This is a genomic window from Microbacterium sp., from assembly GCF_030149085.1.
Lineage (GTDB): Bacteria > Actinomycetota > Actinomycetes > Actinomycetales > Microbacteriaceae > Microbacterium.
In genome coordinates, this window is sequence record NZ_JASBSF010000072.1 from 1 (window position 1) to 12,593 (window position 12,593).

Here is a 12,593-nt window from a genome sequence, read left to right on the forward strand (position 1 = left end):
GTGTGAGCCCGATATCGTCGAGCCCCTCCAGGAGCCGCCATCTAGTGTAATCGTCGATGTCGAAAGCGACCTGAAGGTCACCGATCGTCGCGGTGCGCGCCTCGAGATCAACGGTCATCTGCACACCCGGGTCGGCATCGATCACGTCCCAGATCGCCTCGAGATCGCTCTCGCTGATGACGCCGGTGAGCAAGCCCTGCTTGCCCGAGTTGCCGCGGAAGATATCCGCGAACTTGGGGCTGAGCACCACGCGGAAGCCGTAGTCACGCAGCGCCCAGACGGCGTGCTCGCGGCTGGATCCGGTGCCGAAGTCGGGGCCGGCGACGAGGATGGAGGCGGTTGCGAAGGTCGGCTGGTTCAGGATGAACTCGGGGTCCTGACGCCAGTTGGCGAACAACGCATCCTCGAAGCCGGTCTTCGTAACGCGCTTGAGGTAGACGGCGGGGATGATCTGGTCAGTGTCGACGGCCGAGCGCTTCAGTGGAGCGACGACACCGGTGTGAGTGACGAACTTGTCCATGTCAGGCCTCCGCTCCACTAGTCACGACCGAATCGCTGGTCTCAATCGGGTCGAGATCGCGCGGGCTCGACAGCGTGCCTCGCACTGCGGTCGCCGCCGCGACCAGGGGCGACACCAGGTGGGTGCGCCCGCCCTTGCCCTGGCGACCTTCGAAGTTCCGATTGGAGGTCGACGCGCACCGCTCACCGGGAGCCAGCTGGTCGGGGTTCATGCCCAGGCACATCGAGCACCCGGCGAACCGCCACTCTGCGCCGAACTCGGTGAAGACCTTGTCGAGGCCCTCGGCCTCTGCCTCAAGCCGGACCCGGGCAGACCCAGGAACGACCATGACCCGCACGTTCTCGGCCTTCGTGCGCCCCTTGATGATCGACGCGAACGCGCGCAGGTCTTCGATGCGGCTGTTGGTGCACGAGCCCATGAACACGGCATCCACCGGAACCTCCTTCAGAGGCGTCCCGGGAACCAGGTCCATGTACTCGATGGCGCGCTCCGCGGCGGCACGCTCGTTCGGGTCGCTGAACGACTCGGGCGAGGGGACCCTGTCCCTGAGTGACACACCCTGACCGGGGTTGGTCCCCCAGGTGACGAACGGCTCGAGCTCGTTCGCGTCGATGAAGACCTCGGCGTCGTAGACGGCCCCCTCGTCGCTCGGGAGCGTGCGCCAATAGGCGACGGCATCCTCCCAGTCCTGGCCCTTCGGGGCGTGAGGGCGTCCTTCGAGGTACGCGAAAGTGGTCTCGTCGGGTGCGACCATTCCTGCGCGGGCGCCGGCCTCGATCGACATGTTGCAGATCGTCATCCGGCCCTCCATCGAGAGCGACCGGATGGCGGAGCCGCGGAACTCCAGGACGTAGCCCTGGCCTCCGTTGGTGCCGATCTTCGCGATCACGGCCAGGATGATGTCCTTGGCCGTCACGCCGGGCTTGAGCTCACCCTCGACCGTAATCGCCATCGTCTTGAAGGGCTTGAGCGGCAGCGTCTGGGTCGCGAGCACGTGCTCGACCTCGCTCGTGCCGATGCCGAACGCCATGGCACCGAAAGCGCCGTGGGTCGAGGTGTGGGAGTCGCCGCAGACGACAGTGATGCCGGGCATCGTCAGGCCGAGCTGCGGACCGACGACGTGAACGATGCCCTGTTCCTTGTCGCCGAGCGAATGCAGGCGCACCCCGAACTCTTCGGCGTTGCGACGCAGGGTTTCGATCTGGGTGCGGCTGGTGAGATCCGCGATCGGCTTGTCGATGTCGAGCGTCGGCGTGTTGTGGTCTTCGGTCGCGATCGTGAGATCAAGACGGCGCACCGGGCGACCCTCGGCTCGCAGACCATCGAAGGCCTGCGGGCTCGTGACCTCGTGCACCAGGTGCAGATCGATGTAGATCAGGTCGGGCTGGCCGTTCTCGCCCTTCACGACCAGGTGGTCGTCCCATACCTTTTCAGCCAAGGTACGGGGGTGATCGGGAATGCCGACGTCAATGGATTCGCTCATGAGCTCTTTCGTTCCAGGAAAGTGTGGTTCAAGCCCGCGACGAAACTCCGCGACGGGGATGGCCTGAGAACTAGGACCCGTCGCGGCCGCTAAGAAGGAGGCGAGCGATCCGCATTCGCTCAGACTACCACCGGTGTCAGGCGCGCTCGTCGGGCGGATCGGTCGGTGCGGGAGCGTCCACCGTCGAGGGTGTGCCCTTCTCCTGCGCGACGACGGATGCCGCATCCGCCGCGCCGGCAGCGTGGACCTGAGCCTCAGCTCGACGCTCGCGAGAAGAAGCCAGGAGGCTTGCGACGGTGGCGACGACCATCGAAATCACGATCACGCCGAGTGACATGAGCGTCGAGATCTCAGGAGCCCAGTCGATCGGCTCTCCCCCGTTGATGAACGGGAGCTCGTTCACGTGCATCGCGTGAAGGAACAGCTTCACACCGATGAAGGCAAGGATGAACGCGATGCCGTAATGCAGGTAACGGAGGCGGTCAAGCAGATCGCCGAGCAAGAAGTAGAGCTGGCGCAGCCCCATGAGAGCGAAGATGTTCGCGGTGAACACGATGAAGGCGCTCTGGGTGATGCCGAAGATCGCGGGGATCGAATCGATCGCGAAGATGAGGTCGGTCACGCCGATCGCGACGAACACGATGATCATCGGCGTGAACATCTTCTTGCCATCGACCACGGTGCGGATCTTCGCGCCGTCATAGTGGTCGCTGATGTCGACAGTGCGTCGCACCAACCGAACGATGAAGTTCTCTTTCTTCACGTCTTCGTCATGCTCCCCGCCAGGGAAGGCCTGCCGGTACGCGGTCCACACGAGGAACGCGCCGAAGATGTAGAAGACCCAACTGAAGTTCTCGATGATCGCGGCACCGGCGAGGATGAACAGGCCCCGCAGGATGAGGGCGATGATGATGCCCACCATCAGCACTTCCTGCTGATACCGGCGGGGCACCGCGAACTGGCTCATGATCAGGACGAAGACGAACAGGTTGTCGATCGACAGGCTGTACTCGGTGAGCCACCCGGCGACGAACTGTCCGGCGTACTCACCACCGGCTATCAGCCACATCACCCCCGCGAAGATCAAAGCGAGGGTCACGTAGAAGACCACCCAGAGCGTCGATTCACGCGTCGACGGAATGTGGGGGCGCTTGAGGATGATGAGGAGGTCAGCGAGCAAGATCAGCGTCAGAACGACGAGAGATCCGATCTCGAACCAGAGCGGGAGGGTCAGATCCACGAGGGCCTTTCACAGCAAGCGGGCAGGTGCGTGCACCGAAAGTCTCTCCCCCGCCGCGTGGCGGTGCGCGCCCGGGGCCGCCGGCCCGTGATGACGAACGCGCAAGATCGGGATACTCCCTCTCGCTCCCCCAGGATAGCGGTGCCCCAGCGATCCAATAGGCGCGCACAAAACCGCGGCGGCGAAGCTGCACGGTCGAAACGACAGTGGTGCAGCATCCGAATGGATGCCGCACCACTGCGCTGACGGTCCCGCTGGCGGGCGCTGACCGTCAGTCTGGGACGCCGGACGCGCTCCCTCTCGGGGAGGCGGCGGGGAGCAGCCCTTCCGTCCCGCTGGCTCCGTCGGCCGCGGCCGGCGGTACCTCTTGGAGCGCGGAATCTGCGCCCTCAGGTTCTTGGGTGCCTGTCTCGAGGGTCGAGCGCAGCGGAACCTCCTTGATGAAGGCCACGATGACAAGACCCGCTAGGACCATCGGGATCAACATCGCGAACACCGGGGTGAGAGCGTCGTTGTACGCACCGACGATGACCTCGCGGACCTGATCGGGCAGCGCATTGACTGCTGCAGGCGTAAAGGAGTTCGCATCTCCCGTTCCCGTACCTGCGGTCATCCGCTCCGTGAGCAGTTCGGTCAGGCGCGAGGTGAAGATTGCGCCCACGACGGCGCCGCCCAGCGACGCGCCGATCTCGCGGAAGAAGTTGTTCGAGGCTGTCGCTGTTCCCACTTGGGAGTCGGGGAAGGAGTTCTGCACCACGAGGATGAGGATCTGCATCGACAGACCGATTCCCGCACCGATGACGAACAGGTACGACATCAGCACCCATAGCGGCGTGTCGACGGTCAGCGTGGACAGAAGCCAGAGCCCGACCGCAATCACGATCATGCTCGCGATCGGCATCCACTTGTAGCGCCCGGTCTTGGAGGCAAGGAAGCCGGTTGTAATCGCGCTCGCCATGAGGCCCGCGATCATCGGCAGCATCATGAAGCCCGAGACCGTGGCGTTGACGCCGGTCACCATCTGCAGATAGGTCGGCAGGTAGGCGAGTGTTCCGAACATGGCAACACCGATGAACAGCCCGGCCGAGGTCGCGAGCACGAAGTTACGGGAGCGGAACAGCGAAAGCGGGATGATCGGCTCGGCAGCCTTGTATTCGGCCAGCACGAACAGTGCCGCGAAGATGACGGCGGTAGCGATCAGCCACAGGATGGTCGGCGAGTTCCAGTCGTACTCGGTGCCGCCCCACGAGGCGACCAGAATGATCGAGGTCACCGCGACAGCCATCGTGAGCGTGCCCCACACATCGAATCTGACCCTCACAGAATGCCGCGGGAGCTTCAGGAATACCGCTGCGAGCGCAATCGCGATCAGACCCAGCGGGACGTTGATCCAAAACGCCCACCGCCACCCGACACTCTCGGTGAACCATCCGCCCAGCAGCGGCCCGGCGATAGAGGAGATACCGAAGACAGCGCCCATGACGCCCATGTACTTCGAGCGCTCGCGGACGGGCACCACGTCGGCGATGATCGCCTGCGAGAGGATCATGAGCCCACCGCCGCCGATCCCCTGCACGGTGCGACCGATGATGAGCCAGGTCATGTCCTGTGCGGCACCGCCGACAATCGATCCGAGAACGAACACCGACAGAGCGCCGATGAACAGGCCCTTCCGGCCGATGAGGTCGCCAAGCTTGCCGTAGATCGGCATCATGATCGTCGCCGCCACCAGGTACCCGGTCGTGACCCACAGCATGTGGTTCACACCGTCGAGTTCGCCCACGATCGTAGGCAACGCCGTCGAGAAGATCGTTTGGTCCAGAGACGACAGAAGCATGGCCACGAGCAGGCCAGCGAACACGAGCAAAACGCGGCGCTTGTCGGTAGCCGTGGACGTCTCCGCTAGGACCGAATCGTCGAGATTCACAGTCTTTTCCGTCACACAACGATCATTCGCCGAATGCCGCTGTGGCGCGTCCCGCAGCCGCGGCATCTTTGCGTACCGCGATCGCGGTACGCGAAGTCACTCCCCCGGCGTCAACAGCCCGGACTCGTAGGCGAGGATGACGAGCTGAGCGCGATCGTGAGCCTGTACCTTCGTCATGATGCGGTTCACATGGGTCTTGGCAGTGAGCGCCCGCGTCGCCGCCGGGGAGAGCAGCGCGTCGCCCACGTGAACCGAGCGCACCGCCCGCACAATGTCCTCGGGCTCTGCGCCCTTTCCCACGAAGCCGCTCGCACCGGCGCGAAGCGCCGAGATGAGGTTCTCGTCCTCCTCGAAGGTCGTCAGGACGAGAACCTTGGTCTGCGCGAGTGTGCGGTCCGAACAGATCTGGGCGGTCGCCGCGATCCCGTCGAGCTCAGGCATCCGGATATCCATCACAATGACATCCGGATGCAGCGTGCTGGCGAGTCTGACGGCCTCGAGCCCGTTGGAGGCTTGACCGACGACCGTGATGTCGTCGTGGGTGTCCAAGATGTCGACCACCGCCTGGCGAACCAGGGATTGGTCGTCCACGACCACGACAGCTGTCATTGCGTATCCTCCCGGCTCAGCGGCAATCGCGCCTCGACCTTCCAGCCGGCGGTTGCTGGGCCCGCGCTGACGGCACCGCGCACCGATGCCACGCGTTCCCGGAGTCCGACAAGACCGAGGCCCGAACCTGCAGCGTCGCGCCCACGCGCGGTGCCGGTATCCATCGGGTTGGACACGGTGACGACGACGGCATCCTTACCGACGTGCACGAGCACGTGCGCGCGGTGCTCGGTCCCGTGCTTGTGCGCGTTGGTCAGCGCCTCCTGAATCACGCGATAGGCCACGTGGCTCACCGCAACCCGAGACGCGGGCCGGGTCGCCCTCGATGCGCGTGTGTACCTCGAGGCCGGATGCCGTGAACTGGTGCACGAGCTCCTCGAGGTGGTCGAGTCCGCCCTGGGGTCGGGATGTCGAATCAGCCGCGCCGTCGGCCCGCAGCATCGTCATGAGGTCGCCGATCTCGGCAAGAACGGTGCGCGCCGCAGCGCGAATCGTGGCCAGAGATTCCTTCGCCTTGTCGGGGCGCATATCAACCGCCGAGGATGCCACACCTGCGTTGAGACTGATCACCGCGATCTGGTGCGCGACAGCGTCGTGCAGATCGCGGGCGATCCGCAGACGCTCCTCGCTCACCCGACGGCTGGCTTCGGCTTCCCGCGTTCGTTCAGCCCGCTCGGCTCGCTCCTGGATCGCCGCGATATACGCACGTCGAGATCGCGCGCCATCACCCGCAGCTGTGCCGAGCGCGACGATGAGTCCGAACTGCAAGATGCGGGGATCGACGATGCTCCCCACCGAGCCGAGAAACGCCAGCAGGACGATAGCGGCTGTCGCGCACGCCCCCACCGTAAAGCCCCGACGCCTACTGACTCGCGCGGCGACATGGAACACGGCGGCAGCCAGAGCCACCGCGATTCCCGGCGAGAGCGTGCCAGCGAGCGCCGCAGCCGTTCACGCTCTTCAGCCTCGAAGCTGCCTTCCTCGGATTCCTCGGCAGCGCGATCGGTGCCGTCATCGCGATGATCGTCGGAACAGGAGTCAGCGGCGCGCTATCGACATCGCTGCTCGCCGATCTGCCGGGACTGACGCTGATCGCCTTCGATCCTGCGTCGATCGCAACGATCATCATCCTCGTCATGGCGATCGCCTTCCTCTCCGGAACGCTTCCGGCCGCCCGTGCGGCCCGGGCCGACCCTGTGGATTCGCTGCGGTACGAGTAATCACCGCGCAGGAGGGGCATCCGGTCATCGATCGGGTGCCCCTCCTGTCGTTTCCCCATCTCGAAGACCCGTGAGACGAATCGCCGGATGCCGACACTGACGGTGTGAGAGACAATGAGGCGCGCCGACTCGCGGTGCGATACAGGGGAACCGATGACCGATTCAGTGACCACGGGAGACGCCGAACTCGTCGCCCGAGCCGCAGGCGGCAGCGAACAGGCGTTCCGACAGCTGTATCGCGCCTACGTTCGGCCCGTGTATTGGATCGCGCACCGGCTCCTGGGCGATCCCTCGGATGCCGAGGATGTCGTGCAGGAGACCTTCGTCGTCGCCTGGCGGAAGCTCCCGGAGCTCGACCTCGCGTCGGACTCGCTGCTGCCGTGGCTGGCAACCATCTGCCGATTCCAGTCGGCGAACCGGATGCGCGCGCAGCGAAGGGACCGCGAACAGGCGGGAGCGGTGGCAGATGACACCATCCCGGCGACGGTGAATGTCGAGCAGCAGATGATCGACGAGGAATACCTTCGCCTGATCGCTGCCGAGATCGCGACCCTCTCCGACACTGACCGCGAGATCCTGCGGCTGTGTGCGGCGGAAGGTTACGCCTACAGTGCCGCGGCCGAGCAGCTCGGCATCCCGCACGGAGCTGTTCGCAACCGTCTCTCCCGCATCCGCACGCGTTTGCGGACCGTTGCCAAGGAGAGCACATGAACACCGACAATCCCCAGAGTTCCACCGCGGACCGACTCCCTCTCCTGGATGACGAGCGCGTCGCTGTTATCGAAGATGGGGTCTTCACGACCATCGAAAGTGAGCGCGCGGCATCCGTTCGGCGCTCTGTGGCTCGTGGCCGAGTGTGGATGGCGGGTGCGGCCGCGGCTGCGGTCGTGGCCGTCGCCGCCATCATCGCGCCGACCGTTCTCAGCGGGCTGAGCACGAATGAGAGCGGAGCGGCGGGCCTCATGCCCGCAGATATGCCCGTGGACGGCGGCATGTCGGGAAGTGAGATCGCACTCACTGACGGAGCGGTCGTCGACGGCTCGGGCGGTGGGAAGGCAATGGATTCCGCCATCGGCGAGTCCGGTCGTTCGATCATCGCCTCGTCGTCCGCCACCGTCGTGGTCGACGACGTTCGTGCCGCGGCTGACCAGATCGCGACCGCCGCCGACGGGCGCGGCGGGTACGTCGAATCGATGAGCATCGGGTCCGGTTACACGGGGATGCCCGTCGATCTGGCCGACCCGACCGTCGCCGTCACGAACGGGTGGATCACCGTGCGTATTCCCGCCGATGAGCTTGCCGACGCGATGGCCGACCTGGAGCAGGTGGGCGAGGTGACCGCATCCTCGATCGACCGATTCGATGTCACCGACCAGGTGGTCGACCTGCAGGCACGTGTGGATGCCGCGCAGGCATCCGTCGACCGCCTGCTCGAGCTGATGGGGCAGGCAGGGTCGGTTTCGGACCTGATCGCCGCCGAGTCGGCTCTCGCCGAGCGGCAGGCAACCCTCGAGTCCTACCAGCAGCAGCTCGAATCGCTCGAGGATCAGGTCGCGATGTCGTCGCTGAACGTGTCGCTCACCGTGCGCCACGAGGCGGTCGACGCAAACCCCGCCGGCTTCTGGGATGGCCTCGTCGCCGGCTGGAACGGCCTGGTCGCAACGCTCAACGGCATCGTCGTCGCGCTCGGCTTCCTCATCCCCTGGATTGCGGTGGTCGCTGTCATCGGCGGAGCGGTCTGGGGGATCATCGTGCTCGTGCGCCGGCGGCGCCGCCCCTCCGCTGAGGAGTGAGCTCGGGACGGTCGCCAGCACTCAGCGCGTGGGCCAGACCCACGCAGGCGCGTCAAGCGAGCCCTGACCCTGAACCTGCGTCTCACCGCCTGACTTCTCGAGCGTGTGTACCGTCGCGCCAGAGTTGGCCAGCGCGTCAACGAGCGGCTTCGAGTGGGAGACCACGATGATCTGGGAACGGGCTGCCGCATCCACGAGCATCGCCGCAAGTGGCTCGAGGATGCTGGGATGCAGGCTGGTCTCCGGTTCGTTGACGGCGATGAGGCTCGCGGGCCTCGTGCTCATGAGTGCTGCGACCCACACGAGGTAGCGCAGCGTCCCGTCCGACAGCTCGGGCGCAGACAGGGGCCGCAGCATCCCCGGCTGTCGCAGCGAGAGCTCGAAACGCCCCGCGTGGTCAGTGATCGACAGGCGACTGCCGGGAAGTGCGAGCTCAATCGCTGCGTCGAGCGCATCGGCATCCCCCTGCTCCCGGATGGTCTGCAGCGCGGAGGCGAGGTCGCTCCCGTCGGATGCCAGGATCGGGGTGCGTGTCCCGATAGCGGGCCGCCGAGCGGGAGCATCCGCGTCGGTACGGACCGCGTCATAGAAACGCCAGTCGCGTAGGCCGGAGCGAAGCCCCAAGACTTCGGGTGCGGCCTCGATGTCGCCGAACTCCGCCAACATGCTCTCCCACGGAGCGAGTGGTCGCTGCACCATGTGCCAACCGGCGTCGGTACGGATGCGGTAGATCGCGCCGCGTCGCTCGCAGATGAGGGAGCCGTTACGAAGAACAGGCCCACCCCAGACGGCCTCTGCCTTGATCTCGGGGTCTGCGCCGAACATCGTCGGGGCCGGGATCGGGATGCCAAGATCCATCGCGTAACCGAAACCCGCGGCATCCGACCCGTAACCCAGCCGCAGCGCGATCGGTCCTTTCCGCACCGTGCCCTGCACGGGACCGCTCGTCGGCGCGCCGGACTCGGGTCCCGCCCATAACGTTCCGGGAAAGCCACCTTCAGCGGCAAGGGCACGGATGGCGCCTTCCCTGGCCGCAGCTCCCAGAAGTCGCAACGACCGATACAGGCTCGACTTTCCGCTCCCGTTCGCGCCGGTCACAACTGTCAGCGGCGAGAGCGGCAGGACCAGACTCCGGATGGAGCGGTAGCCGTCGATCGCCAGTGTGGTCAGCACAGCCGCCAGCCTACGTCGGTGCTCGGACACCTTTCGGCAGCACCCGGATGCTTCGCCTGACCTACCCGAGGTAGGAGGAATCCTGGGCGTAGGACGCTTGAGCGCTCAAACGTCCTACGCCTGCGATTTCGCCTACATTCGTGGGCTACCCCGCAGCGTCTCCGCCGCGCGGGTCGGCGGTCCGAACGCACGAAAGCCCGGTACGAGACCGGGCTTTCGTGCGTTGGTGACCCCAGCGGGATTCTCCCCGCCGCCACTCCGCGAGCCGCTGCGCGCCTCGCGGAGCCTCCGGCGGCGTGGGCCCAACCCGGATAAGTTGCGAGACAACAACAGGCATCCCGAACACACGAAAGCCCGGTACGAGACCGGGCTTTCGTGTGTTGGTGACCCCAGCGGGATTCGAACCCGCGTTACCGCCGTGAGAGGGCGGCGTACTAGGCCGCTATACGATGGGGCCGCAAGACAACCGTTCGATTATGCCATGCATGCGAACGGCCGGCCAAATCGACGCGGACACGGCAGCGGGGTTGCCCCGAGCCCTCTCGCGAGGGTTGACTCGGGGTATGCGAGTCACGAAGCACGAGCACGCTGCCCTCACGATCCGCGACTCCGGCAAGACGCTGGTCGTCGACCCGGGATCGTTCACCGATCCCCTCCCGGATGACGGTGATGTCGTGGCCATCGTTCTCACGCATGAGCATCCCGACCACTGGACCCCGGAGCACCTGCGCCGCATCCTCAGCAACGCCCCGAAGGCGCAGATCATCGGCCCGCAGGGGCTGGCCGATGCCGCCGCCGGGTTCGATGTCACGGTCGTATCGCCCGGCGACAGGATGACGGTGGGCCCGTTTGAGCTCGAGTTCTTCGGCGGACGCCATGCCGTCATCCACGAATCGATGCCCGTCGTCGACAACGTCGGCGTGCTGGTGAATGACCGTCTCTACTACCCGGGCGACTCGTACGACGTGCCGGAAGGACGGGACGTGAAGCTCCTGGCAGCCCCGGTCGGCGCACCGTGGTTGAAGATCGGAGAGGCCATGGACTTCGTCCTCGCCGTCGCTCCACGAATGTGCTTCGGCACTCACGACATGACCCTCTCGGTCATCGGACGAACAATGGGGCGTCAGCGGCTGCGATGGGCGACGGAGCAGGGTGGCGGCGAGTTCCTCGATCTGGATGCCGGAGCCTCGGTCGACATTTGAGGAACCCTCTCTCAGTCACCTCTCGCTCCCCGGCGATCGTGGCGCATCGTCTGCCACACATAGAATCCGCATAGGGTTCCGAAAGGTCGCACCTCACGGCGATCCCTACCGTCGGGGCATGGTCATCGACGCGCACCCCCTGCCACCGGCACCAGCCGCCGCGACCGAACCCAGCCGCCCTCTGCGCAAGCCCCGCGCGTCCGGTTTCGCGATCGGTGTCGCAGGGCTCGCCCTTGCAACCGCGCTGCTCACGATCTGGGCGATCGATTCGGCATCCGAATCGCAGTACTACGCTGCCATCGCGGTCTCGATGGCTCAGAATCCGGCAAACTTCTTCTTCGGCGCGTTCGATCCGGCCGGCACAGTCACTCTTGACAAGATTCCCGGTTCGTTCTGGGTACCGGCGCTCTTCGTCGCGGCCCTCGGGTACTCGACGTGGACGGTAGTCCTGCCCAATGCGCTGGCCGCCGTAGCGACGGTTGTCGTCGTGGCGTTCACCGGGCGACGAGTCGTATCACCCACGGCGGGGCTCATCGCCGGCGCGGTGGCAGCCACGACACCGATCCTCATCGCCGTGTCACGCTCTAATCAGCCAGAAACGTTCTTCGTGCTGAGCCTCGCCCTCGTCGCGTGGGCCGCGTCACGCGCGCTTACCCAGCGAAGCCTCGGCTGGCTCATCACGACGGGCCTGTTCATTGCACTCGCTTTTCAGATGTACATGCTCGTCGCGTGGGCGGTGTGGCCGGCACTTGCGTTGGCGTATCTGGTCACCGCTCAGCCCATCGCGCGGCGCATCTGGCACATCGCTGTCGCTGGGGCGCTAAGCATCGCGACATCCCTGACGTGGATCGTCATCGTCTCCCTCATTCCCGCTGACTCGCGCCCATACATCGGCAGTACGCTGAGCAACAATCCGTGGGAGATGGTGTTCGGCTACAACGGGCTCGGACGCTTCTCCGCTACGGCCGACTCATCTGAGTACCTCTCGTTCAGCCCGCCCTTTTCCGGCGACCCGAGCGCGGTCCGGTTGTTCACCGAACAGCTCGCCGGTCAGATCGCGTGGCTTCTCCCGGCGGCGCTGCTTGCTGCGGTCGCCCTCTGGATGCTGCGCTTCTCGCGTCCGGTCACGGTCTTCCTCGCGGCCTGGCTTGTCATCTTCGCGGCAATGTTCTCTGCCGTGGATGGGATGCACCAGTTCTACACCGCCGCACTCGCCGTGCCGGTTGCATTGCTCGTTGGGCTCGCGTTCGGGGTTGCGCGGCGTCGCGGCATCCTGTGGCCACAGATCTCGCTCATCGCGGTGGCCGGCGTGACAGCGGTGCTGATTTCGCTCTGGTACCCCGGCTATTCCACCGTGGTTTCGGTGGTCCAAGCGGCGATCGGCGCCCTCGCAATCGTGGTGCTGTTCGCCGAGCACAAGCGCACC

Annotated in this window: 12 protein-coding genes, 1 tRNA gene and 1 pseudogene; 5 read left to right on the top strand and 9 right to left on the bottom strand. The window is 65.6% G+C overall.

The genetic code is table 11. The features are described 5' to 3' along the window. The 7 genes from leuD to Q1V87_RS02955 all read right to left on the bottom strand — a co-directional run. Nucleotides 1-520, bottom strand: a 520-nt coding sequence (gene leuD, locus Q1V87_RS02925; protein WP_300590787.1) for a 3-isopropylmalate dehydratase small subunit, incomplete at its 3' end; no start/stop codon positions are given. A gap of 1 nt (nucleotide 521) precedes the next feature. Beyond that, nucleotides 522-2,003, bottom strand: coding sequence for a 3-isopropylmalate dehydratase large subunit (leuC, locus tag Q1V87_RS02930; protein ID WP_300590788.1), 1,482 nt, complete (start codon nucleotides 2,001-2,003; stop codon nucleotides 522-524). Between the two features lie 136 nt (nucleotides 2,004-2,139). Continuing rightward, on the bottom strand, nucleotides 2,140-3,243 hold the full coding sequence (locus Q1V87_RS02935; protein WP_300590789.1) for a TerC family protein: 1,104 nt from the start codon (nucleotides 3,241-3,243) through the stop codon (nucleotides 2,140-2,142). A 271-nt stretch (nucleotides 3,244-3,514) separates the two neighbouring features. Beyond that, nucleotides 3,515-5,185 (bottom strand): MDR family MFS transporter, encoded by a 1,671-nt coding sequence (locus tag Q1V87_RS02940; RefSeq protein WP_300590790.1) that lies wholly within the window; start codon nucleotides 5,183-5,185, stop codon nucleotides 3,515-3,517. Between the two features lie 81 nt (nucleotides 5,186-5,266). After that, nucleotides 5,267-5,779, bottom strand: a complete 513-nt coding sequence (locus Q1V87_RS02945) for a response regulator transcription factor (RefSeq protein WP_300590791.1) — start codon at nucleotides 5,777-5,779, stop codon at nucleotides 5,267-5,269. Continuing rightward, entirely contained in the window at nucleotides 5,776-6,072 is a 297-nt protein-coding gene (locus Q1V87_RS02950) for an ATP-binding protein (RefSeq protein ID WP_366945398.1), read from the bottom strand. Before Q1V87_RS02950 ends, Q1V87_RS02945 begins: the two co-directional genes overlap by 4 nt. Continuing rightward, the gene (locus Q1V87_RS02955) at nucleotides 5,975-6,688 is read right to left on the bottom strand and encodes a histidine kinase (protein ID WP_300590793.1); all 714 of its coding nucleotides are present in this window, start codon (nucleotides 6,686-6,688) and stop codon (nucleotides 5,975-5,977) included. Before Q1V87_RS02955 ends, Q1V87_RS02950 begins: the two co-directional genes overlap by 98 nt. Before the next feature lie 56 nt (nucleotides 6,689-6,744). On the opposite strand from Q1V87_RS02955, the pseudogene Q1V87_RS02960 reads away from it, so the two are divergent. The 3 genes and pseudogenes from Q1V87_RS02960 to Q1V87_RS02970 all read left to right on the top strand — a co-directional run. Further along, nucleotides 6,745-6,999 (top strand): annotated as a pseudogene (locus Q1V87_RS02960) (FtsX-like permease family protein); the annotation flags it as partial. A 153-nt stretch (nucleotides 7,000-7,152) separates the two neighbouring features. Next, entirely contained in the window at nucleotides 7,153-7,710 is a 558-nt protein-coding gene (locus Q1V87_RS02965) for a sigma-70 family RNA polymerase sigma factor (protein WP_292712447.1), read from the top strand. Beyond that, nucleotides 7,707-8,792 (top strand): DUF4349 domain-containing protein, encoded by a 1,086-nt coding sequence (locus Q1V87_RS02970; RefSeq protein ID WP_292712449.1) that lies wholly within the window; start codon nucleotides 7,707-7,709, stop codon nucleotides 8,790-8,792. Before Q1V87_RS02965 ends, Q1V87_RS02970 begins: the two co-directional genes overlap by 4 nt. A gap of 21 nt (nucleotides 8,793-8,813) precedes the next feature. On the opposite strand, the gene Q1V87_RS02975 is transcribed toward Q1V87_RS02970, so the two are convergent. Further along, nucleotides 8,814-9,965, bottom strand: coding sequence for an AAA family ATPase (locus Q1V87_RS02975; RefSeq protein ID WP_292712450.1), 1,152 nt, complete (start codon nucleotides 9,963-9,965; stop codon nucleotides 8,814-8,816). A 381-nt stretch (nucleotides 9,966-10,346) separates the two neighbouring features. Continuing rightward, nucleotides 10,347-10,422: transfer RNA gene (locus Q1V87_RS02980), tRNA-Glu, on the bottom strand. 106 nt (nucleotides 10,423-10,528) lie between these two features. Here Q1V87_RS02980 and Q1V87_RS02985 point away from each other — a divergent pair. Next, the gene (locus tag Q1V87_RS02985) at nucleotides 10,529-11,167 is read left to right on the top strand and encodes an MBL fold metallo-hydrolase (protein ID WP_292712279.1); all 639 of its coding nucleotides are present in this window, start codon (nucleotides 10,529-10,531) and stop codon (nucleotides 11,165-11,167) included. Between the two features lie 118 nt (nucleotides 11,168-11,285). Then, the coding region (locus tag Q1V87_RS02990) for a glycosyltransferase family 39 protein (RefSeq protein ID WP_300590794.1) at nucleotides 11,286-12,593 on the top strand (1,308 nt) is incomplete at its 3' end.

What these genes read in the sequence shown, in the direction of transcription:
- leuC (WP_300590788.1), bottom strand. Translation starts at nt 2,003, where the DNA reads ATGAGCGAATCCATTGACGTCGGCATTCCCGATCACCCCCGTACCTTG.
- Q1V87_RS02945 (WP_300590791.1), bottom strand. Translation starts at nt 5,779, where the DNA reads ATGACAGCTGTCGTGGTCGTGGACGACCAATCCCTGGTTCGCCAGGCG.
- Q1V87_RS02965 (WP_292712447.1), top strand. Translation starts at nt 7,153, where the DNA reads ATGACCGATTCAGTGACCACGGGAGACGCCGAACTCGTCGCCCGAGCC.
- Q1V87_RS02970 (WP_292712449.1), top strand. Translation starts at nt 7,707, where the DNA reads ATGAACACCGACAATCCCCAGAGTTCCACCGCGGACCGACTCCCTCTC.
- Q1V87_RS02985 (WP_292712279.1), top strand. Translation starts at nt 10,529, where the DNA reads ATGCGAGTCACGAAGCACGAGCACGCTGCCCTCACGATCCGCGACTCC.